This window comes from Nostoc sp. C96 (genome assembly GCF_059384975.1).
The window spans coordinates 1,939,532-1,960,841 of sequence record NZ_CM182020.1 but is presented as its reverse complement, the minus strand read 5'-3'; the positions used below and the strand labels follow the sequence as shown (position 1 = coordinate 1,960,841).

The following is a 21,310-nucleotide window of genomic DNA, read 5'->3' as shown; positions in this document are numbered from 1 at the left end:
AATCTCAAACGGCTCTATGGTAAATACTTCTGTACCACAGTCCAGCCAGTCCAGGATACCCAAGCAAAGGCAGCGAAAAGAATAATATTTATAGTGATGTGTAAAGTTCTTATCCAAGGTCTTCTGGGGCTAATTTGAGTTGCACTGACAGCAGAGAGCAAAACTAAAAATACTACTATTAGCCCAGCACTTAGGTGTGATGAATGTCCTAAAGAACCAAAGTGGCCTAATGTGCCGATAATACCGATCGCCAATAACAATAATACTAGACTCACCATACTAATGCCCATTGTATAGTGGAGCGATCGCACTCCCCCACGACTCACAGGGAATCCTGGAAAGCTAGGCAAAGTCTGGGAAGTTCGAGATTGCCACATCCATATACCAGTAAAAGCTAACATGACATACGCTAACAGCGATAATCCCATCGACCAAGCGGCGATTTTCCATAGCCAGATAAAAGAGGGTAGGTGCATAAAGTATGAAGTGTGAAATTTGAAATTAAATCCTTTTGACAAAGGACAAATGACTGATGACAACCCTCCATAACAATAGAAAAGGTTGCTGATATCAGCAACCTTAAATTTTTTTTGATCAAATTTTTTATTTTAATCAAGCAATGATTAACCAGCAATTGTTAAAGGTTTTGTGGTATCTCCCCTTTTGGTATTAATTGATTGGACTATGGGTTTTCTACTGATAGGGTCGAGAGTAACTGAGTCGGTATTAAAGTCACTACTGCTTGGTTCATGAATCGCCAGGCGATCGCACGGAATTGTATCCGATAAAATTGCACTGGCCATCATCCCCGTATGAATCTCCATATGAGCTTCTAGTGGGGCTTCAAAAACGAGGCGCTGCCCAGGAAATACAACCCTTTCAAAGTACCAGTTAGAGATGTTAGAAATGCGCGCTACCTGGATTTTGCTTGTGGCATTAATGTAGCAGCAGAGAATTTTCCCCGATTGCTCAGGTGGTAGAGAATCTAGTATTTGAGCCATAACTGCCGAGGAGCTTTACGCCAAACATTGTATATTACACCAGCCCAGACTAACATCGGCTGATCCCCAGTTGCTGTAACTCCGACTACCAACTGAAAATTTCTACGTTATTTCTATCTAAAGATATGTTCAAGTTATGAAAAATTTATAAAATAAATCCATTTTAAAAAAAATTATACACTATTAAGTAAAATTTTTAATTGTTTTCTTTGGTAACAAATTTGTCTCAGATGTTAATTAGCTATCAATAGAGGATGGGACATCTTCCTCTAGCGTGTATTTTTATTGTCATGAGTTTGTGTTCGCTTCTATGCCCTATGAGATAGCAAGGGATCATCGCTTAATGATTAAACTCAATGTTATGGTAAAGATATATGAACTATTTATTCATAAAACAATCTCTCCTGCTTGATGTCTAGCAAATTTAGCTATTTCCGTCATTCCCAACCGGAAAAAATTCAAATCACAAAATTGCTTAAATGTCAAACTGGATTTTCATAAATGATAAGACTAGCCAAAACCAGATTTCTCTGTTAACAGTATGTCTCGCTTTCTTTAAAGAATGGCAAGATGGAGGTTAAAACACCGATGATCGAAAATCGCATTCTCTACGTTCGCCTTCCTTGTAACCCCATCTTTCCCATTGGGGTAGTTTATCTTTGTGATCATGTCCACAAGCTCTTCCCGAATATCGAACAGCGGATTTTCGATTTGGGAACAGTCCCACCTTTAGACTATGCTGCGGCTTTAGATAGCTGTATCGATGAATTTAAACCCACACTACTAGTATTCTCTTGGCGGGATATTCAGATTTATGCGCCAGTCGGTGGACGTGGCGGAAACCCACTGCAAAACGCCTTTGAATTTTATTACGCCAAAAATCCGCTGATTAAACTACGTGGTGCATTGGGTGGTTTACGCATCTTTATTGCCTACTATGTAGAATTGTGGCGTAATTTGGGATTAATCAAACGCGGTTTAAAACGCGCCCAAAGATACAACACTGATGCGCGTGCAGTTGTTGGGGGTGGTGCAGTTAGCGTATTTTACGAACAGTTGGGTAAAAGCTTACCTTCAGGAACAGTTATTTCTGTAGGTGAAGGCGAAACTCTACTAGAAAAACTACTAAGTGGAAGAGAAATTAGTGATGAACGCTGCTATGTGGTGGGAGAAAGTAAACCACGCCAACGCCTGATTCACGAACAACCTACCCCACTGCAAAAAACCGCTTGTAACTACGACTATATTGAGAGTGTCTGGCCAGAGTTTAACTATTATCTGCAAGACCAAGACTTTTATATAGGCGTACAAACCAAGCGTGGTTGTCCCCATAATTGCTGCTACTGTGTTTACACCGTTGTTGAAGGTAAACAAGTACGGATAAATCCCGCCGAGGAAGTTGTAGCGGAAATTCGGCAATTATATAATCGCGGCGTGCGGAACTTTTGGTTTACCGATGCTCAATTTATTCCAGCCCGGAAATTTATTAATGATGCCATAGAACTATTACAGGCGATCGTTGATTCTGGGATGACAGATATTCATTGGGCAGCATACATCAGAGCCGACAATTTAACACCCGAATTGTGCGACTTGATGGCAAAAACCGGGATGAACTACTTTGAAATCGGTATTACCAGTGGTTCTCAAGAACTTGTACGCAAAATGCGGATGGGGTATAACTTGCGGACTGTTTTGCAAAACTGTCGTGATTTGAAAGCAGCCGGGTTTAATGATTTAGTTTCTGTCAATTACTCCTTTAATGTCATTGACGAACGTCCAGAAACTATTCGCCAAACCATCGCCTACCACCGCGAACTAGAAAAAATATTTGGTGCGGATAAAGTCGAACCCGCTATCTTCTTTATTGGACTGCAACCCCATACCCATTTAGAAGAATATGCCTTTCAAGAAGGTATTCTCAAACCAGGGTACAATCCTATGAGCTTGATGCCGTGGACAGCTAAAAAACTGCTGTGGAACCCCGAACCTCTGGGTTCTTTCTTTGGCGAAGTCTGCTTACAAGCTTGGCGACAAAATCCCAATGACTTCGGACGAGAAGTTATGAAGATTTTAGAAGAAAGGTTAGGTTGTGCCGATTTAGAAGCTGCACTCTCTGCACCAATCGATATCAAGGAAAAACAATTAACAGGCGTATCATAGAAGACACCGTAATAGAAGAGGTTAGGAACTGAGAAATTAACATTGCTGAATAATTCTTTACTCTTAAGTTCTAGTCCCTAGCCTCTAGCCTCTAGCCTCTTATAAAACTCCAAGCCCATGTTAGAAGGTTCAATTTTACAACAGCTGGAAACAGCCCATCGTCATAGCACCAGACCAATTCGGTTTGGGGTGTATTATAAAAACACTTTAGTTGCTTTGTGTCATGCTCTAGAAGACCACATTTTGTCCGATCAAGGTCAGCCTCTTGTAATTACAGCTTTCCAGCGTGGTAAATGGTATTTACAAGAAGCCGAAAGATATGCAGACATAGCTAAATGCAGCCGGGAAATTGCCATTATGGCATCACCAGATGCGGGCTTTGCGGAACATCCTACCAGCCAATTGCCTAATGTAGATTTAGTAGCATTAGATTCATCTGACCCAGTGGCGCAGGAATGGCATTTAATTATTCTGTCGCCTGATTACACAGCAATGGTACTTTGTCAAGAACTATCGGAAGCTGATTATGGTGTAGGTGGGCTACCAGATTCCGACTTAGAACGGAAATTCTATGGTTTGTGGACATTTGAACCGGAGTTAGTTAAAGAAACAGCCCAATTAGCGATCGCTCATATTCAACAATACAACCCAGAACTAGCGGCAAAACTCACAGATCATCAACAATCAATCCAGTCTCGTCTGGCTGCACCAGAAGACTTAAGTACAGTTGTCTCTCGTGTAGTCGATTACCTGCAAACAGGTCAAGAAAACTTATCTATTCCTACAGCACTGCGTCAACAAGCTTTAGATCGTAACTTGGTTTCTAACGAAATCCAAGCATTTTTGCGGATGGCGCAGTTGATAGATTTTGCCGATATCAAAAACCCAATGGCAGCTGCGGAAGTCGTCGCCCTTTCCGAAGCAATGGCACAGTTGGTAGAACTACCGGCTTGGCAAATAAAAAGATTGCGGCTGGCAGCTTTATTACACCGCATAGATCCGCTACAAAAAGCCGAAAGCGTTCTTACTCCGGGGACATCCGCCCGTTACACAGAACAAGCCCCTAGTTGTCCTTTAACTTGTCCTTTAGTACCAGGCGCACAGGTATTGCGAACTATGCCCAGGCTACGGGCAGTGGCTCAACTTATCACTCACCAAACCGAGTGGTGGGATGGGACAGGAGAACCAGCAGGTTTAGCTGGAGATGAAATTCCCTTAGAATCGAGAATCTTAGCCTTGGTTGCGGAATTTCAATGGCGAGTTAATCAAATTCAATCATCTAATCAAAGTCGAGAAGAAATATTTGCTCAAGCTTTAGAACAATGCCGGCAGCAACAATCAACCCGCTTTGACCCTAAACTAATAGATGCCTTAACTTTGTTAGTTATGGGTTTGCAACAAGGACTCGATTTGCCTGTGATGACAACCAAAGCCAGCAACGGTATGTGGTTACTAGATACTCGCTGGGATAGCCATAGCAAAAGTAGTGAGGAGATTGGTAGTTACCCCCAATGAATATAGAAGCCATTAAATCAGGAACCCTTAAACAACTACCAGGGGTAAATTTAGAAGACGAGGAACTTTGTAAACTCGATTTAAGCCGGATTAATTTTGCAGGTGCAACCCTTGTTGGTACTAATTTTAGTGGTTCCAAGCTGGAAGGTGGGCATTTAGAAGGAGCCAATTTAATGGGGGCGAACCTGCAAGAAACTGACTTGCGGGCGAACCTCATGGGAGCTAATTTGATGCAAGCCGACTTAACCAGTGCTGATTTGCGTGGTAGCAATCTACGTGGCGCAAATTTGATGGGCGCAACCCTAAGTGATGTATCTTTAGCCGGTGCTTTTTTGAGTGGTGCGAATTTGATGAACGTTAACTTACAAGGCGTTGACTTGCGTGGTGCTGACTTACGTGGTGCTAACTTGAGTGGCGCAAATCTCAAAGGCGCAGACTTAAGCCGTGCTGATTTGCAAGGAACGCTGTTGAGTGAGGCGAATCTTGAAGAAGCTGACTTACGGGGGGCGAATTTAGCGGGGTCAAATTTGACAGGCGCTAACTTACTGTGTGCCGAGTTAGAAGGAGCAAATTTAAGCGGAGTTAAATTAGATAAAGCTTGTTTGGTGGGTACTGTAATTGAGAAGGGTTTGTAATGGCTAAAAGTTCGATTCTGAAGTTCTAGAAGAATCCTTATACTTTCTGTCTTGATTGTTCCAGCAGCTTTAGAGGAACTATTCAGGTTCTGTGAATTTATGAGTAGGCTTCTATGGTAAACAACTACCAACAGGAGCATTCAATGCAACCTCTTATCTTCCAAATTGAACAACTTGCCGTAAGGGAGCAAATAGCTGTTAAATGTTTTATTCCTCTAAACGCGCATTTTATATTTAAAGCAGAAATAATAGAAGTAAACAGTCAAAAACAAGCTACAAAAATAAAAATAATTGAAGCATCAGCAGAAAAATTTGCAGATGATAGCTTCAATGTAAGCCAAATAGTTGATGTATTAAGGCTAAACAGGATGAGTACAGTAGAAATGTCTTACCTGACGCTTTCTTAAAAAATTAGAGTTTACTGAGAGAGGCTTCTTCTATATGTCTTCTGCAAAAGAAGCCTCTTTGTATGTTTATGTAAATTTTTAAAATTACTGTGCTTTTTTATACGAATTTTTCCGGTAACTAATCAGTAATCTTAATTTTTTACTGTTCGCATGCTCATCCATACCGCCAAAATACTCATCAAAAATAATCCCATCAAACCCATCAAAGGATTTTGATATACTCCCGTAATCCAATCAGGCACTACACCAGTATATTGAACCAATCCACCAACATTAATAATGTAGTAGCCGCCAACTAAACCACCATGTAAACCAATTGGTAAACCTAAACGTCCCCTACGCCAACGCTTTGCCCATACCTGCGTTAACCCTAAAACTACTAAAGCTGGGAACTGCGGCAGAGTTTGAATAATTGCCTCTAATGGTTTAATAAAATGTAAGGTAGCAAAGACAACAGCATCAGTCCATAGTGCAACATGCTTGTTATAGTCGCGTTCTAGTTCATCAAGCAACCAACCGCGAAATAATAACTCCTCGGCAAATCCTACAGCCAAGCCAACAACTAAACCTTCTATAACTATTTTTAATAAGAAAACTTTCGGCTGTTGCCATACCAACCAACCTAAAAGACTTTCTATGCCAAAAAGTATCCAAATATTAGTTAAGCCTATAGCCAAGCCCCGCAGCAAATCTATCCTGTTGTGTCGCGTGGTGTCTAAGCCATAATGCTGCAATATCTTTGGTTGCTGGTAGACATACTTACCCCACAACTTCAAAAGTAAAATAAATTCTGCATACAGCAAAACCATTGTCAAAATACTTACTAAGTTAGCATCACGTACTAGTAAGTAAATTGGGGCAGCAAAAGGCAACCATAGCAGCAACAGCATTAAAATAAAACAACTCAACCGAATAGGGGCAGGGCGTTGAGCTAAACGAACAAGGTTGTTTTTCATACTAATTAGTTAAAATACCAAGCTGGGCGATTAGAAATCGCGGCTATACAAACAAAATCCGCCTGCGCGGACTCATTTTAAATCTAATCTTTTTAACCTGCGGAGACGGGCTTTGTTTTTGTAGCCAGTTTTAGTGTTAGGCACAATACAAATGACCAATGACAAATGACAAATGACTATTCATCAGGTTCAATACTGCTGGATAAACCGTGAGTTTTCAATGTTTCACAGTAAAATTCAGCGTGTTCTAGAGCGCAGGTAATGACTAAAGCTAACCCGTTAGTATGGGCTTCCATCATGATGCTCACAGCTTGGGGCTGAGTAAGACTCGGCACGGTGGTTAATAGCGTCTGCACCACGTACTCCATCGAGTTGTAGTCGTCGTTGTGGAGCAAAACGCGATATCGAGGGGCGAGCTTGCGGGATGTGGAACTCTTCTCAATGGTTTCGACTGACACGGCTCTTTGCTCTTGTTTCGATAATTTACTACAACGGAATGCCTATTGGCGATCGCTTAACAGCTTAACAGTTATTCACTTATTTTATAACATTAAATTCTAAACTCTCTCTTCGCTAAAGGTTTGTTCTCAAGACAGCCCACATAGCGTCTATGTGAATGATAGAGTATTCTCGCAATTAAAATGAGAAAAGGTACACAATTATCTTCGCCACGGCTTTAGCTACATAATTATGGATACACGCCCAGAATTTCAACCAGGACAAATTGTGTCTTTAGAGTATGGGGACAAAAATTTGTATGCGGAAGTGATTGAAGTTGTCGTGTCTCGTCAGTTGTGTTGGGTACGTCCTTTACTGCTGGCAAACCATACTCAAGAACCACCATTAATTACAGACTTGCGAGACGCATCTGATTTGCTTTGGCCTATCCAATTATTTCGCCCTGCTTTAGACACAGAAGTAATTACTCTGTTGAGTCAGGTTTTAGTCAAAGAACCAAAAGGCGAACCAGACTTAATTGCTAAACAGCAACTCCATCAGTTTATTCAGCAGATGTGGCAAGGTAGAAAGTCCGAAGTCTGAAATTTGATAGTTCCGTGTTGAATAATTTTGAGATGATTTTACCTCACAGAGGAGGACACTTGCGTGGGCGGCTCTGCCGACTTGAGCAAAGTGTCCGTCGCGCAAAGGCGCAGAGAGGTTAATGAGTTAGTTTGAGATTTAAATTCATTTAGTCTCATCCTGGTTATTCAGCAACGCTGATATTTCATACTTCATAATTTTTTAGTAGCAAATACCAGCATCTTTCATTCGCTCAATAGCTTGTTGCATTCGTTCTTCTGGGATAGTTAAAGCAATGCGGAAGAAGCCTTCACCAGATGCACCGTAACCGCTACCGGGAGCTACCATAATGCCGCATTTGTCAAGCAGCAAATTTACAAATTCCGCAGAAGTATAACCGGAAGGAACAGGAACCCAAACGTAAAGGGTAGCTTTTGGCGGCTGAATCGGCCATCCTAAAGATTGCAATCCTTTAACAATGGTGTCGCGGCGATGTTGATAAACAGACATCAAAGTTTGCAGTTCGGCTTCTGTGGTATTGTAAGCTGCGATCGCAGCTTTTTGAATTGCCTTAAACACACCCGAATCAACGTTAGTTTTAACCTGTCTTAAACCTTGAATCCCCAGTGCATTCCCAGCTACAAAACCAACCCGCCAGCCTGTCATATTGTAAGATTTTGACAAACTGTGAAACTCAATGGCGATATCTTTTGCGCCAGGAACTTGTAACACACTCGGCGGTTTGTAGCTGTTGTATGCCATTTCTGAGTAAGCATTGTCATGACACAGCAAGATATTGTACTGCTTACAGAAATCTACCAATTCTGTAAAAAACTCTAGCGTTGCCACTCCCCCAGTCGGGTTATTTGGGTAGTTAATCCACAAAAGCTTGGCTTTTTGGGCAATTTCTTCGGGAATCGCGTTTAAATCTGGCAAAAACTGGTTTTCTGGCTTCAGTGGCATTGTAAAAGGCACACCATCAGCAAAAATTGTAGAAGTGCGATACACCGGATAACCTGGATCAGGGATAAGTGTATAGTCTCCCGCCTCCACAAAAGCTAAAAAAGTATTATGGATTGCCTCTTTAGAACCAATAGACGCTACAACCTCTGTATCTGGGTTTAAATCCGTTACCCCAAACCGACGTTCCATCCACTTAGCCGCCGCCTGCCGAAATTCTTGCATACCTTCGTAGGGCGGGTAGTTATGGGTAGCAGCGTCATCAATTGCTTCGTGCATTACCTGGAGAATGTGTGCAGGAGTCGGTTTATCGGGGTCGCCAACTGCCATATTAATGATGTCAACTCCCTCAGCGACGAGTTTTTCTCGTTTACGGTTAATTTCAGCAAAGAGGTAGGGAGGAATTTTTTCTAGGCGTTTAGCAAGGTGCATGGCGACTTAATATTAATGCAAACATTAATGCTGACTAGCACAGTTTACGCCACACCAAGTAACTAAACAGTAAATCTCACAGAAAAATATAGGTCATTATCAATTAACCATTGACCATTGACTAATGACAAAAATTAATATCCCCAGCTAGGAACCAACTTGACTCTACCAGCATCCATTTCTGCCATTAATAATTCCAAAGCTTCATAGTCCACATCCGAGATATAACCCATTTGAGTTAATTCAGAATTGATTTCATTTTCTATCTCTGGAGTTAATTTTTTAATATCAAGAGCTTTTTCTACCAGTTGGCGAATAGCGTACTTCCTCGTTTTCATATTTATTAACCCATTTTAGGTAATACTAAATTATCTGGGATAGAGCTAAGTATAAATTGTGATCTAAAAACTTAAATTTAGTGATTTAGATCACATATATTTTGCCAAATAATTTACCTTGAACTCTATCTTATTCTCTCCAAATGAGCATCTTTAATCTCATACTTAGCTATAACTGAAGAGGCTTAAGTATATATAAATTAAGCATTCCCAGCAAAGTTACGGATGAGCAATTTATCCTGTGGCTGTCTATGTTGATTGTTTTAGAACCGATATTAAAAAAAAGTATATATAAACACATTTTACCCTGTATTTATGACAATCTTTAAAGATATACCCTTTACCCATAAAGATTCAGCAAAGAGATGTAAGACGTATGGTCGATGTTTAAAAAAAGAGATTATGTTCAAATAAATCTCAGGTTAAAGATTTAATAACTCTAATTTAGGATGTCAATATGCAAGCAGTGCTGGAATGCCCAAAAATTACAGTTATTCGGCCACAGGGCAAACTCAATGCCGTTAACGCATTGGAATTTGAACGAGATCTGACAGCAGCATTAACACCAAATGATGTCTCAATCTTGCTTGTGGATTTGGCAGCAGTAGAATCATTAGACAGTGCAGGCTTAATGGCATTGGTGTCTGCACTAAAGCTGGCTCAAAACTTGGGGCAAAGTTTAAAGCTATGTTCTGTTTCTCCCGCCTTGAAAATTATCTTTGAATTAACCCAACTTGATGGGGTGTTTGAGTTTGAAGATACAATTGATTTAGCTATTGTTAACCCTTAACTATAACATAGATTTTATCTTTGTAGCAAAAATATTAAAGGATGTTTTCAGTTGCAAAGATAAACCTATGGTTATACTCAATCAATGCTAAGGTTGGAGGTGATTATCTGTAAATACTAAAAGTAGCTAGAAGATAGCGCAGTGGCTGTTGCAGTTGAAAAATTAATTACACCGGATATTTTAAAACCCGCGCGTTACCTTGGTAACGAACGCCTAGCAGTACATAAGCCTTGGGATAAGGCAGTAATCAGGTGGGTGTTAACCTACCCAGAAGTATATGAAGTTGGCTCGTCTAATTTAGGGCATATCATTCTCTATAACATTTTGAATGCCCAACCGCGCCAATTGTGCGATCGCGCTTACCTCCCAGGTACAGACTTAGCAGCCAAACTCAGGGAAACAAACACACCCTTGTTTGCTGTAGAGTCAAAGCGATCGCTAAAAGAATTTGACATCTTAGGTTTTAGTCTTAGTTATGAATTAGGTGCAACCAACATCTTAGAAATGTTGGATTTGGCAGAAATTCCTCTGACATGGCAAGAAAGAGCAACAGGGAATTATCCACTAATTTTTGCTGGTGGACAAACCGCTACCTCAAACCCTGAACCATACTCCGACTTTTTCGACTTCTTCGCGTTAGGTGATGGTGAAGAACTCTTACCAGAAATCGGTTTGGTATTAGAGGAAGGAAAAAACGCTGGCTTAAGTCGCCAAGATTTGCTCCTCGACTTAGCACAGGTACCAGGGGTATACGTCCCGCAGTTTTATGACATGGCTGCTGATGGTTCAGTCCATCCCAACCATCCAGATGTACCAAAACGTATTCTCAGGCGAGTCGCTACTCCCATACCCGCCTACTCCATTGGGTTGGTTCCCTACGTAGAAACAGTACACGATCGCCTAATAATTGAAATTCGCCGTGGCTGTACCCGTGGGTGTCGCTTTTGTCAACCAGGAATGCTCACCCGACCGGCTAGGGATGTAGAACCAGAAAAAGTTGTCGAAGCCATCGAACAGGGAATGCGGGCGACTGGTTACAATGAATTTTCCTTACTATCTCTGAGTTGTTCCGATTATTTAGCCCTACCAGCGGTAGGGATGGAAATCAAAAATCGGTTAAAAAATGAAAACATTTCCCTGACTTTACCCAGTCAGCGCGTAGATAGATTTGATGAGAACATTGCCAACATCCTTGGTGGTACACGGCAAGGTGGATTAACATTTGCACCAGAAGCCGGCACCCAACGGATGCGGGACATTGTTAACAAAGGTTTGACGAATGAAGAATTGCTGAGAGGTGTAAAAACAGCTTGGGAACAAGGCTGGGATAAAATCAAACTCTACTTTATGATTGGCTTGCCGGGTGAGACAGATGCAGATGTTGTCGGCATTGCTGAAACGGTACGTTGGTTACAGCGAGAATGTCGGGGTCAGGGCAGAAGACCGCTAAACTTTAACCTGACAATTTCTAACTTTACGCCCAAACCGCATACACCATTTCAATGGCATTCAGTTGCTACCGCTGAATTTAAACGCAAGCAAAGCCTACTACGGCAAGAATTCCGCCCGATTCGGGGAATCAAGGTGAATTTCACCGATGTCCGCATTTCGGCAATGGAAGACTTTGTGGGTAGAGGCGATCGCACTTTGGGCAAAGTTCTGCGTCGCGCCTGGGAACTAGGTGCAGGCATGGATTCTTGGTATGATGGTTTAGATAAAGCCTTCACGGCTTGGGGTCAGGCGATCGCCGAAGCCGGACTAGACTGGAAATACCGCCAAATCGAAAACGGCGAATGGAATTTGTTTCATCCACAAGAAAAAGATTCCTCTAGTCACCACTCCCTAGATCTTCCCCTCCCTTGGGATCATATTGATACTGGAATTGACAAAAAATGGCTGCAAGAAGACTTACAACGCGCCTTAGAAGCAGCAATTGTCCCCGATTGTTCTTTTGAAGGTTGTTCGCATTGTGGTGTCTGCGGCACAGATTTTGGCCATAATATTGTGATTGAGCCACCTACTATCCCAGAATTTGCAGGTGAGTTTGTTCCCAACACCACCAAAGCCCAAAGATTGCGTGTCTGGTTTGGGAAACAAGGTGATATGGCTTTATTAGGTCATCTGGATTTATTGCGCTTGTTTGACAGAGTTATCCGCCGAGCAAGTTTGCCAATTGCCTTTACAGGTGGATTTCACCCCAACCCACGCATTATGATTGCCAGTGCTTTACCTTTAGGTGCTACGAGCAATGGCGAAATCGTGGATTTTGAGTTAACGACCCCTGTAGATATCCAGGCTTTCCAAGCTAAGTTAGCCCAGGAACTGCCGACCGATATACCTATATATGGCGTAGCAGAGATAGATTTAAAATCTCCCGCCGCTACCCAAATCTTAGCCGCAGCCGAGTACCAGATTACAGTAGCCATGCTGGATGCAGGCACACCTGCACAATGGCAAGATTGGATTGATGCCATCTTAGCGAAGGACGAAATAAACGTAGAGCAAACAACCAAATCAGGCAAAACTCAAATAGTAAATCTGCGCGATCGCCTGTTTGAATTAGCATTAGTAAATGTTAACAACAGCACCGCTGAACCTACCTCGATTCTGCGTTATCTAGGTAGTTGTCGCAACGACGGTGTTTCCTTGCGTCCTGAGCAAATCCTATCTATGCTGGCAGTAGTGGCAAACCGAGAATTTCAACTTCTGCAAATTCACCGCAATCAGTTAGTTTTAGGAGTATAATCCCTAAAGGGCAACTTGCTAGTAGTTGCCCTGATGTAGCACATCGTGGGAATTGATTTTTAGCAAGGTTGCGTTAGAATGAGGTGAAGAGAAATTTTCTGACGCTGCATTGAATTCACTAGTTCACTACCCTTATACTCAGGGAGCGAAAGCAAAGATACTAGAGAGAAAATTCTAGGGTTTTATCCCAGATAAGCTGAAGCGGATTAAAAAGCAACCTCTCTTTATAGCTACCTTGCGAACTAGTAACTTAACAGCAGGCTCCGTCGGCAACTCTTACTCTATATTTTTTTAAACAACTGCTAAATGCCTAAACCCTAGGTGGTGCGGGTATCGCATCAAAAATCAACCACGGACGGTTGATTTATTTACTTAAAAAATATGCAGCCGTTCTGGAATAAACAGGCGTGTCAACGCAATTACTCAGACATTTGCTCTTTAACTTTGAAGCTCGGCTTCACAAATTTTATTATCAGCAGTACCCTTAGTAGCTGGTAGGGGCGAGGGACATAACAAACCTCCAGAACTACACTCGTGCTGCCAATTTTTGAGGAAATTGAATGCCAAAACAAATTATCATCGCAGAGCAGCATCAAATCGCTGCCGTATTTTCGGAAGATCAAATACAAGAACTCGTTGTAGCCACAGGCCATCACCAAATTGGTGATATCTACTTAGGTGTAGTAGAAAATGTATTACCCGGAATTGACGCAGCTTTTGTAAATATTGGTGATCCAGAACGTAATGGCTTTATTCATGTAACGGACTTAGGCCCATTAAGGTTAAAGCGAACAGCCGCCGCCATTACAGAACTATTAGCACCGCAACAAAAAGTGCTGGTGCAAGTCATGAAAGAGCCAACCGGTACGAAAGGGCCGCGGCTAACAGGTAACATTACTTTACCTGGACGCTATGTGGTACTCATGCCCTATGGTCGGGGTGTAAATTTATCTCGCCGGATTAAAAGTGAAAATGAACGTAATCGCCTCCGGGCGTTAGCAATTTTAATCAAACCGGCAGGGATGGGTTTGTTGGTGCGAACAGAAGCCGAAGGCAAACCCGAAGAAGCCATTATGGAAGATTTGGAATTGCTGCAAAAGCAATGGGAAGCCATTCAGCAAGAAGCACAATCGACCCGTGCGCCAGCACTACTGAACCGGGATGATGACTTTATCCAGCGGGTATTAAGGGATATGTACGGTGCAGATGTCAACCGAATTGTGGTTGATTCCAGTACTGGGCTAAAGCGGGTGAAACAGTACTTGCAGAACTGGAGTGGCGGACAGACACCACAAGGATTGTTAATTGATCATCACCGCGATCGCTCACCCATATTAGAATACTTCCGCATCAATGCCGCCATTAGGGAAGCTCTCAAACCAAGAGTAGATTTACCTTCTGGCGGCTACATCATTATTGAGCCAACAGAAGCCCTGACAGTAATTGATGTTAACTCTGGTTCGTTCACGCGATCGGCAACAGCCAGAGAAACAGTGTTGTGGACAAACTGCGAAGCCGCCACAGAAATTGCCCGCCAATTGCGACTGCGAAATATCGCCGGAGTCATTGTTGTAGACTTCATCGATATGGAATCACGGCGCGATCAACTGCATGTTCTGGAGCATTTCAACAAAGCACTCAAAGCAGACAAAGCTCGCCCCCAAATCGCTCAACTTACAGAACTTGGCTTAGTAGAACTGACTCGTAAACGCCAAGGTCAAAATATTTACGAATTATTTGGTGGAACTTGTCAAACCTGTGGTGGTTTAGGACACATAGTCCATTTACCCGGAGAAAACGAAAACCGCTTACCAACACCAGCAGAAGTGCCTGAGCGTTTCGTATCCTTGCCCCAAAGAGAACCTCGTTTGCCAGTAGCGCGGATCACAGAACCAAGAGAAAGCTTTGATAGCTTTGGTGACAATTTTGATGGTGACACCGATTTAAGCTCCTTGAATTTAGTCAATCATCCCAGCTATCACGAATTGGGTGATAACAATAAGCGTGGTGGTCGCACTAACCGTCGTAGACGCATTGGCATCAATGGCGCAAATGGTAAAGATGAAACAAGGCTGGCTCCTAATTCGTTAGGTTTTGAGAACGATACCGAGCTAGATCTGGATAATGACGTTGACTTAAGCCCAACACCAGAAATTCCAGCACCTAGCTTAGGTAAATCAGGTTGGACAGAAAGAGTCGAACGCAATAAAGTCATCAAAACAGAACCAGTCAAACCAGTGGTTGAACCACCGGAGATTAGAACCGTAGAAATGACTTTAGAAGAACAAGATGTTTTTGCTTTGATGGGAATATCTCCCTTAGTGAAATTGGATCGGGAAGTCAAAAATCCCAAGTCGGTGATTATTAACGTTGTTCAGCCTGGACAAGGAGCAAGTACAGCCCCAGAAACGCCCTCCGCTACAACTATTACCGAAACTCCCAATAAAGAAGTAAACATCTCACCGCCAGTAGAGTTAGAGCAACAATCTCCACCACCAGAAAAAGTTGAGTTAGATGGATTTGCTACTAATGCTGAAGAATCTGAAGCAAATCTAACTGCCACAGGTAGCCGTCGCCGCCGTCGTCGTTCCTCTGCTGTAGATTCTAATTCTGAGGACAGTTAATATCTCCTATGGAGATAGAAATTAAACAAACTGCTGTTGTACCAGCAGGCTTGGCTGAACTCCCTTGGTTGGAGTTCACACCTGATTTATTCGGTATCCCAGGATTAATTGCGGGTGTCGATGAAGTCGGGCGTGGTGCTTTATTTGGGCCTGTTGTTGCAGCAGCAGTCATCTTACCTGACAGCGCTTTTCCGGAACTCATCGCCTCTGGCATTAACGATAGTAAAAAGCTGTCTAGTTCTCGCAGAACTAAGTTAGCAGCACAAATTTATCAGCTGGCAACAGACTGGAGAATTGGTTTTGCTGCAACTGCTGAAATTGATCAAATAAATATTTTGCAGGCGACACTATTAGCTATGAAACGGGCTGTACTTAAATTGAAAGTGCAGCCTGTAATATGCTTGGTTGACGGTAATCAAGCAATTAAAGATTTGCAAATACCACAGCAAACAATAGTCAAAGGAGATGAGCGATCGCTTTCTATCGCAGCTGCTAGTATTGTGGCTAAAGTCTGGCGTGACGACTTGATACTGCGTTTAGCATCAAAGTATCCGCAGTATGACTTGGCAAAGAATAAAGGATACGGTAGCCCAAAACATTTACAGGCGCTACGAGAATACGGCGCTTCATCTCTACATCGTAAATCTTTCAGCCCTTGCCAAATTCAGCAGTAATTTGCATAATTTGGGGTATTGCTTGGTAGGTGCGATCAGGTTTTGGTGTGCTAATTTTTCTTTCACACAGATGTAGTGATAGCTATTTTTCCCAAACTTTAACCAATTAATGGCTACTTTAAAGTAGCCATTAATTCTTAATTTAATAATTAGATAAAACTAATCTAAATTCAAAATTGGTAAGTCACCACTATTATCTTCTATTGCTTTCTCTGTCATTTGAGATGTCACCCAATGACGATAATCTATTAATAGCTGATGTAATAATCTTTGCTTAACAGTTAATAGCACACTTTTCAGCAAACCATTACCAGTAGCTTCTAAAATTGACTTTGGCGTAAAAGAAAGTGGTGGCGGGAGTTCTACTTGTACTTCTAAATCGGCTTTTCCTTCCAGGCGAGTACCACTACTAGATTGATAGGGTGACAAATGACCTTGTAAATTAAGAGAAAAACGTTGGTTAATATATTCAAATCCGAGGATTTCACAACTTAGCGATCGCAAATAAATTACGCCATTTGATTCTGCCCAAACTCTCATGTCTACCGTCGGCTGAATGCTTAATGTCATAAATGATAGAGGACGCATTTTTAACCGAAATACTTCCTCAGAAAGCTGTTGAAAACGACTATTATCAACTAGAGCATTCACCAATCTTTGAGGCTGCCGCAAATAATGTTGAATAGGAATAGGCTGTTGCGGTACAGCAATTTTTACCGATTGAGAAGCAGTAAATCTGGTAGGCATGATTTGCAGACAGCAATTATTTAATACTTTTATATATTAATAAATTTAGTGTAGTTATTATTTTAATTAAATAAAAAAGTGAGGATAAGTCATACTTATGTTAAACCTCAAATCTGAATAATAGATTTACACAATAATACGAATTTTTTTAAAATTATTACTATTTATATAATTATAAATCAAATCACAGCTATTTTATGAAAATACTTTTTTTAAGTATAAATATCAAAAAAAGCAAAAATTATACCAGTGTTAAAACAGAAGATGATCATGAAGAGAAAAACGTTAATCTCTCGGCTCCGTTGTATCCATTCCCGCTATCGTTGGCATTGGTTCTCTAGCCTTTCGTTCTAAGTTAGTCAGACAAAAGCTGCAATCATGGCAGTTTTTCCCTAGGTTACTTTCCTTGCTGGTAGAGATTCAGATAATCAAAGGTACATCCAATCTATGCAAGTATTACAAGATAAAATCGCTACTATACTGATGTCTCTAAATTTATGGTTAGTTGGATTCCATACACCAGTAAATTCGGCACCCTAACATTGTTTTCGTACTACAAAACCCAGTAAATGTGCTGATGAATATAATTAAAAGCTGTATCATTCTTCAATAGAAAACAAGAGTATGAAGTCAAACAAAGCAATTTAAATCAATATTTTGTTTCTTTAAGAGTGGATTTGCCTGCGGTATAGTCTATGAATCTCACAGTAATTCCCATTTAAATGCTATGTCTTTATCTATTGCTCATCTAGGGCCACCAGGCACTTATGCAGAACAAGCAGCAGTTTTATATGTCAATTGGTTGAGCAAAACTACAGGAATTGCAGCTACTTTATGCCCATACCCCAGCATAGCTCAATCGCTCCAAGCGGTGGCAGATGGAGAAACTGAGTTAGCGGTTGTACCAGTAGAAAATTCCATTGAAGGTAGTGTCACTATGACAATGGATGCACTATGGCAATTGGATAGTTTGCGAATTCAATTGGCATTAGTTATGCCTATTGTCCATACTTTAATTTCTTGCGCTCCCAGTTTAGATCACATTCAGAAGGTGTATTCCCACCCCCAGGCTTTAGCACAATGTCAAAATTGGTTAGGTAAAATCCTGCCAACTGTACAAATCATACCGAACAATTCCACAACAGAAGCTCTACAATTACTACAACAAGATGTAACAGCAGCTGCGATCGCTTCTTCTAGAGCTGCCCAACTCTATAATTTGCCGATTCTTGCTCAAGGAATTAATGACTATCCAGAAAACTGTACTCGCTTTTGGGTAGTGAGTCAAAATCAGCTAACATCTGAATATCAGATAAATACATTAAATCCTACTCATAGCTCTCTAGCTTTTAGCGTCCCTGCAAACATTCCTGGTGCGTTAATCAAGCCTTTGCAAGTATTTGCTGAACTAGGCATTAATCTTAGCAGAATTGAATCTCGCCCTACCAAGCGATCGCTAGGAGAATATGTATTTTTTATCGACCTAGAGACAGATATTACAAAACCCAAAATGCAATCTGCTATAGCCGATTTAATGGCTTACATAGAAATTTTAAAAATCTTTGGTAGCTATGGGGTTTTATCTGTCAACGTTGTGGAAGCATAATCCCAGAACGAAAAACTTCATATCAAGTAAGTTTGTTTTTGCAGAGTTAGCGACTACTCTTGCAAGAACACATATATAGTGAACTCACAGGGTAGAACGCCAAGAAACTTTAGACTCTGCATAATTTTTCATCGATCTTCGCTTAAGATTTCTGATTAAAAGTATCTTTTAGTACAGAACGAGCAGCTAAATGATTACGAGTAGAAGTTAAAATTTCTGCTTCTCGTTCTAAGCGAGCAGCTGTATCTTGCATCTCTAGCAATGACTGTTGTTCAGCCGCCACACCGTAAAGATTACTGGCTACCCAATAAGATAGCTCTATTGGCAAGTCTGGTAATTCTTCTGGCAATTCAATGTTTTGTTCTGTTAATTTGGCAGAGAGACGCACTACATCTTTAAGCAGTTGTTCAACTTCTGCACCTAAAGGACGTAAGTCTTTGGCTGGTGGTTCATCTTCTATCCACTGTACCAAACCGACGCGATAAGGCTTTTCCCGTACATACTCTAAGACCCGAAACCTTTGTTGTCCCAAAGTCAGCATCTTCATCCGGTCATCTGGTAGGCGCTGGTAATGGATGATTTCTGCACAACAGCCAACATTTGCAATCGTGCCTTTTACTGGATCGACCATTAGTACTCCGAACCTGCGATCGCTTTCCAAAATCGTATTCATCATGATTCGGTAGCGGAATTCAAAGATATGTAATGGTAATGGTCTGGTCGGAAAAAGAACTACTTCGGGTAACGGGAACAGAGGTAGTTCACGAACAGCAATTCTAGAAGAAGATGTCATTGTTACCTTATAATAAATTTAATTTTAAAAATTTATTGTTCTCTGCTTTCCCGTACTTTATTTACATTCTATCACTAAATAAAAAGCCCTGAGATCAATTTTCTCAGGGCTAGTTCCGTGTTCGTACTATAGTCAATTGTCAATAATAATTTTTTTATAACTATTGACTCTTGACTGATTACAACTTGACTTCAATATCCACACCTGATGGCAAATCTAACTTCATTAACGCATCAATAGTTTTAGAGGAAGGCTGGTAGATATCAATAATGCGACGATGAGTACGGGTTTCAAAATGTTCGCGCGAATCTTTATCTACGTGAGGCGATCTCAACACGCAATAGATTTTCCGTTTTGTCGGTAAGGGAATTGGGCCTATAGCTGTAGCGTTAGTCCGATTAGCTGTGTCTACAATCTTCTCGCAAGATGTATCTAATAATCGACGGTCAAAAGCTTTTAAACGAATTCTAATCTTCTGCTGTTGTAGAGTTGCCATCTTTAATTTTCCAGGTTCTGATTTATTAGGAGAGTCGAGATTGAGGAATTGGGAGTAGTTAATTTTGTGTTTTTTTACTCTCTATTTTTGATTCCTCATTTTTGCCAGTAATTTCAGATAAAAGAGCAGAGAGGCATCTTAGCATCTCTGCTCTTTGTTATTCGGGTAAAAATGTACTACTTGACGATTTTAGCGACGACACCAGCACCGATAGTGCGGCCACCTTCACGAATCGCAAAGCGCATACCTGTTTCAATTGCGATCGCATTAATCAATTCCACAGTAACTTTGATGCGATCGCCAGGCATCACCATTTCTACGTCTGCCCCTTCATCAGAGGTAAAAGCTTTAATGGTGCCGGTTACATCAGTTGTCCGCACATAGAACTGAGGACGGTATCCAGCGAAGAATGGTGTTTTCCGACCACCTTCTTTTTCTGTTAAGACGTATACTTCACCTTCAAACTGGGTGTGAGGAGTGATAGAACCGGGTTTAGCAATTACCATACCCCGTTCAATATCTTCTTTTTTCAGACCACGGAGCAGTACACCAGCGTTGTCCCCTGCCAAGCCTTCATCAAGGCTCTTCTTGAACATTTCAATCCCGGTAACGGCGGTGCTACGAGTTTCTTTCAGACCCACTAGTTCTACGGTATCGCCCACTTTAACTTTGCCGCGTTCGATACGTCCGGTAGCAACTGTACCACGACCTGTGATTGTAAACACATCTTCTACAGCCATCAGGAAGGCTTTATCAATGTCACGCTCAGGATCGGGGATGTAGGAATCTACAGCGTCCATCAATTCGTAGATTTTGTCTACCCAAGGATTTTCTCCACGCTGAGTTTTGGGGTTTTTGGTCATTGCTTCTAGAGCTTGCAGACCAGAACCTCGAATAACAGGAATATTGTCCCCATCAAACTCATAGCTAGAAAGTAGTTCCCTAACTTCTAGTTCTACCAACTCTAGCAATTCTTCGTCGTCTACCATATCTTCTTTGTTCAAGAAGACCACTAGTTTAGGAACCCCTACCTGACGAGCTAACAAAATGTGTTCGCGGGTTTGAGGCATAGGGCCGTCAGTCGCAGCTACTACAAGAATAGCGCCGTCCATTTGTGCTGCACCAGTGATCATGTTTTTCACATAGTCAGCGTGTCCAGGACAGTCTACGTGAGCATAGTGGCGGTTTTTAGTTTCATACTCAACGTGAGCGGTGTTAATCGTAATACCCCGCGCTTTCTCTTCGGGTGCGTTATCGATTTGGTCATAGCCTTTAGCTTCCGCTTGACCGAGAGCAGCCAAAGTCATGGTGATAGCTGCTGTTAAAGTGGTCTTACCGTGGTCAACGTGGCCAACAGTACCGATGTTAACGTGGGGTTTATTTCTTTCAAACTTTGCGCGTGCCATGA

General features: G+C 41.6%; 20 protein-coding genes. 10 read left to right on the top strand and 10 right to left on the bottom strand.

The window, feature by feature from the left end:
- Nucleotides 1-14: 14 nt before the first annotated feature.
- Both AC504W_RS08480 and AC504W_RS08475 read right to left on the bottom strand, forming a co-directional pair.
- Nucleotides 15-476: a DUF4079 domain-containing protein gene (locus AC504W_RS08480; RefSeq protein WP_494877332.1), complete on the bottom strand. Its 462-nt coding sequence runs from the start codon at nucleotides 474-476 to the stop codon at nucleotides 15-17.
- Between the two features lie 147 nt (nucleotides 477-623).
- Nucleotides 624-1,001 (bottom strand): DUF1830 domain-containing protein, encoded by a 378-nt coding sequence (locus tag AC504W_RS08475; protein WP_494877331.1) that lies wholly within the window; start codon nucleotides 999-1,001, stop codon nucleotides 624-626.
- A gap of 570 nt (nucleotides 1,002-1,571) precedes the next feature.
- On the opposite strand from AC504W_RS08475, the gene AC504W_RS08470 reads away from it, so the two are divergent.
- The 4 genes from AC504W_RS08470 (at nucleotide 1,572) to AC504W_RS08455 (ending at nucleotide 5,721) form a co-directional block, all read left to right on the top strand.
- A complete protein-coding gene (locus tag AC504W_RS08470) occupies nucleotides 1,572-3,164 on the top strand; it encodes a photosystem II high light acclimation radical SAM protein (protein WP_494877330.1) in 1,593 nt (530 codons plus the stop codon).
- Nucleotides 3,165-3,281: 117 nt separating this feature from the next.
- The gene (locus AC504W_RS08465) at nucleotides 3,282-4,679 is read left to right on the top strand and encodes a DICT sensory domain-containing protein (protein ID WP_494877329.1); all 1,398 of its coding nucleotides are present in this window, start codon (nucleotides 3,282-3,284) and stop codon (nucleotides 4,677-4,679) included.
- Complete coding sequence (locus tag AC504W_RS08460; protein WP_494877328.1) at nucleotides 4,676-5,314, top strand: pentapeptide repeat-containing protein; 639 nt, start codon at nucleotides 4,676-4,678, stop codon at nucleotides 5,312-5,314. Before AC504W_RS08465 ends, AC504W_RS08460 begins: the two co-directional genes overlap by 4 nt.
- A 113-nt stretch (nucleotides 5,315-5,427) precedes the next feature.
- Complete coding sequence (locus AC504W_RS08455; RefSeq protein WP_494877327.1) at nucleotides 5,428-5,721, top strand: hypothetical protein; 294 nt, start codon at nucleotides 5,428-5,430, stop codon at nucleotides 5,719-5,721.
- Between the two features lie 131 nt (nucleotides 5,722-5,852).
- On the opposite strand, the gene AC504W_RS08450 is transcribed toward AC504W_RS08455, so the two are convergent.
- Nucleotides 5,853-6,677, bottom strand: coding sequence for a CPBP family intramembrane glutamic endopeptidase (locus AC504W_RS08450; RefSeq protein WP_494877326.1), 825 nt, complete (start codon nucleotides 6,675-6,677; stop codon nucleotides 5,853-5,855).
- A gap of 176 nt (nucleotides 6,678-6,853) precedes the next feature.
- On the bottom strand, nucleotides 6,854-7,135 hold the full coding sequence (clpS, locus tag AC504W_RS08445) for an ATP-dependent Clp protease adapter ClpS (protein ID WP_096575181.1): 282 nt from the start codon (nucleotides 7,133-7,135) through the stop codon (nucleotides 6,854-6,856).
- Between the two features lie 232 nt (nucleotides 7,136-7,367).
- Here clpS and AC504W_RS08440 point away from each other — a divergent pair, with 232 nt between their 5' ends.
- On the top strand, nucleotides 7,368-7,718 hold the full coding sequence (locus tag AC504W_RS08440; protein ID WP_096575179.1) for a hypothetical protein: 351 nt from the start codon (nucleotides 7,368-7,370) through the stop codon (nucleotides 7,716-7,718).
- A gap of 201 nt (nucleotides 7,719-7,919) precedes the next feature.
- Here the strand turns inward: AC504W_RS08440 and AC504W_RS08435 are convergent, their stop codons facing one another.
- Both AC504W_RS08435 and AC504W_RS08430 read right to left on the bottom strand, forming a co-directional pair.
- The gene (locus AC504W_RS08435; protein ID WP_494877325.1) at nucleotides 7,920-9,089 is read right to left on the bottom strand and encodes a pyridoxal phosphate-dependent aminotransferase; all 1,170 of its coding nucleotides are present in this window, start codon (nucleotides 9,087-9,089) and stop codon (nucleotides 7,920-7,922) included.
- A 134-nt stretch (nucleotides 9,090-9,223) separates the two neighbouring features.
- Nucleotides 9,224-9,427, bottom strand: coding sequence for a hypothetical protein (locus AC504W_RS08430; protein WP_096575175.1), 204 nt, complete (start codon nucleotides 9,425-9,427; stop codon nucleotides 9,224-9,226).
- Nucleotides 9,428-9,884: 457 nt separating this feature from the next.
- Between AC504W_RS08430 and AC504W_RS08425 the strand changes: the two genes are divergently transcribed.
- From AC504W_RS08425 to AC504W_RS08410, 4 genes are all read left to right on the top strand, one after another.
- The gene (locus tag AC504W_RS08425; RefSeq protein WP_494877323.1) at nucleotides 9,885-10,217 is read left to right on the top strand and encodes an STAS domain-containing protein; all 333 of its coding nucleotides are present in this window, start codon (nucleotides 9,885-9,887) and stop codon (nucleotides 10,215-10,217) included.
- A gap of 141 nt (nucleotides 10,218-10,358) precedes the next feature.
- Entirely contained in the window at nucleotides 10,359-12,962 is a 2,604-nt protein-coding gene (locus AC504W_RS08420; protein WP_494877322.1) for a TIGR03960 family B12-binding radical SAM protein, read from the top strand.
- Between the two features lie 560 nt (nucleotides 12,963-13,522).
- Nucleotides 13,523-15,586, top strand: a complete 2,064-nt coding sequence (gene rne, locus AC504W_RS08415; protein WP_494877320.1) for a ribonuclease E — start codon at nucleotides 13,523-13,525, stop codon at nucleotides 15,584-15,586.
- Between the two features lie 8 nt (nucleotides 15,587-15,594).
- Complete coding sequence (locus tag AC504W_RS08410) at nucleotides 15,595-16,260, top strand: ribonuclease HII (RefSeq protein ID WP_494877318.1); 666 nt, start codon at nucleotides 15,595-15,597, stop codon at nucleotides 16,258-16,260.
- A 159-nt stretch (nucleotides 16,261-16,419) separates the two neighbouring features.
- On the opposite strand, the gene AC504W_RS08405 is transcribed toward AC504W_RS08410, so the two are convergent.
- Nucleotides 16,420-17,007 (bottom strand): DUF1997 domain-containing protein, encoded by a 588-nt coding sequence (locus AC504W_RS08405; protein ID WP_494877316.1) that lies wholly within the window; start codon nucleotides 17,005-17,007, stop codon nucleotides 16,420-16,422.
- Between the two features lie 727 nt (nucleotides 17,008-17,734).
- Here AC504W_RS08405 and pheA point away from each other — a divergent pair.
- Nucleotides 17,735-18,613, top strand: coding sequence for a prephenate dehydratase (pheA, locus tag AC504W_RS08400; RefSeq protein WP_494877314.1), 879 nt, complete (start codon nucleotides 17,735-17,737; stop codon nucleotides 18,611-18,613).
- Between the two features lie 142 nt (nucleotides 18,614-18,755).
- Here pheA and AC504W_RS08395 read toward each other — a convergent pair whose 3' ends face one another.
- From AC504W_RS08395 to tuf, 3 genes are all read right to left on the bottom strand, one after another.
- Nucleotides 18,756-19,406, bottom strand: coding sequence for an LON peptidase substrate-binding domain-containing protein (locus AC504W_RS08395; RefSeq protein WP_015113499.1), 651 nt, complete (start codon nucleotides 19,404-19,406; stop codon nucleotides 18,756-18,758).
- Nucleotides 19,407-19,584: 178 nt separating this feature from the next.
- Nucleotides 19,585-19,902 (bottom strand): 30S ribosomal protein S10, encoded by a 318-nt coding sequence (rpsJ, locus tag AC504W_RS08390; protein WP_015113498.1) that lies wholly within the window; start codon nucleotides 19,900-19,902, stop codon nucleotides 19,585-19,587.
- 176 nt (nucleotides 19,903-20,078) lie between these two features.
- The gene (tuf, locus tag AC504W_RS08385) at nucleotides 20,079-21,308 is read right to left on the bottom strand and encodes an elongation factor Tu (protein ID WP_494877312.1); all 1,230 of its coding nucleotides are present in this window, start codon (nucleotides 21,306-21,308) and stop codon (nucleotides 20,079-20,081) included.
- Nucleotides 21,309-21,310 lie beyond the last annotated feature (2 nt).

Bases quoted from the DNA above. Each gene is read 5' to 3' on its own strand.
- AC504W_RS08405 (WP_494877316.1), bottom strand. From the start codon at position 17,007: ATGCCTACCAGATTTACTGCTTCTCAATCGGTAAAAATTGCTGTACCG.
- AC504W_RS08410 (WP_494877318.1), top strand. From the start codon at position 15,595: ATGGAGATAGAAATTAAACAAACTGCTGTTGTACCAGCAGGCTTGGCT.
- AC504W_RS08460 (WP_494877328.1), top strand. From the start codon at position 4,676: ATGAATATAGAAGCCATTAAATCAGGAACCCTTAAACAACTACCAGGG.
- AC504W_RS08470 (WP_494877330.1), top strand. From the start codon at position 1,572: ATGGAGGTTAAAACACCGATGATCGAAAATCGCATTCTCTACGTTCGC.
- AC504W_RS08395 (WP_015113499.1), bottom strand. From the start codon at position 19,406: ATGACATCTTCTTCTAGAATTGCTGTTCGTGAACTACCTCTGTTCCCG.
- tuf (WP_494877312.1), bottom strand. From the start codon at position 21,308: ATGGCACGCGCAAAGTTTGAAAGAAATAAACCCCACGTTAACATCGGT.
- AC504W_RS08430 (WP_096575175.1), bottom strand. From the start codon at position 9,427: ATGAAAACGAGGAAGTACGCTATTCGCCAACTGGTAGAAAAAGCTCTT.
- AC504W_RS08450 (WP_494877326.1), bottom strand. From the start codon at position 6,677: ATGAAAAACAACCTTGTTCGTTTAGCTCAACGCCCTGCCCCTATTCGG.
- AC504W_RS08440 (WP_096575179.1), top strand. From the start codon at position 7,368: ATGGATACACGCCCAGAATTTCAACCAGGACAAATTGTGTCTTTAGAG.
- AC504W_RS08465 (WP_494877329.1), top strand. From the start codon at position 3,282: ATGTTAGAAGGTTCAATTTTACAACAGCTGGAAACAGCCCATCGTCAT.
- rpsJ (WP_015113498.1), bottom strand. From the start codon at position 19,902: ATGGCAACTCTACAACAGCAGAAGATTAGAATTCGTTTAAAAGCTTTT.
- AC504W_RS08480 (WP_494877332.1), bottom strand. From the start codon at position 476: ATGCACCTACCCTCTTTTATCTGGCTATGGAAAATCGCCGCTTGGTCG.
- AC504W_RS08425 (WP_494877323.1), top strand. From the start codon at position 9,885: ATGCAAGCAGTGCTGGAATGCCCAAAAATTACAGTTATTCGGCCACAG.
- AC504W_RS08455 (WP_494877327.1), top strand. From the start codon at position 5,428: ATGGTAAACAACTACCAACAGGAGCATTCAATGCAACCTCTTATCTTC.
- rne (WP_494877320.1), top strand. From the start codon at position 13,523: ATGCCAAAACAAATTATCATCGCAGAGCAGCATCAAATCGCTGCCGTA.
- AC504W_RS08475 (WP_494877331.1), bottom strand. From the start codon at position 1,001: ATGGCTCAAATACTAGATTCTCTACCACCTGAGCAATCGGGGAAAATT.
- AC504W_RS08435 (WP_494877325.1), bottom strand. From the start codon at position 9,089: ATGCACCTTGCTAAACGCCTAGAAAAAATTCCTCCCTACCTCTTTGCT.
- pheA (WP_494877314.1), top strand. From the start codon at position 17,735: ATGTCTTTATCTATTGCTCATCTAGGGCCACCAGGCACTTATGCAGAA.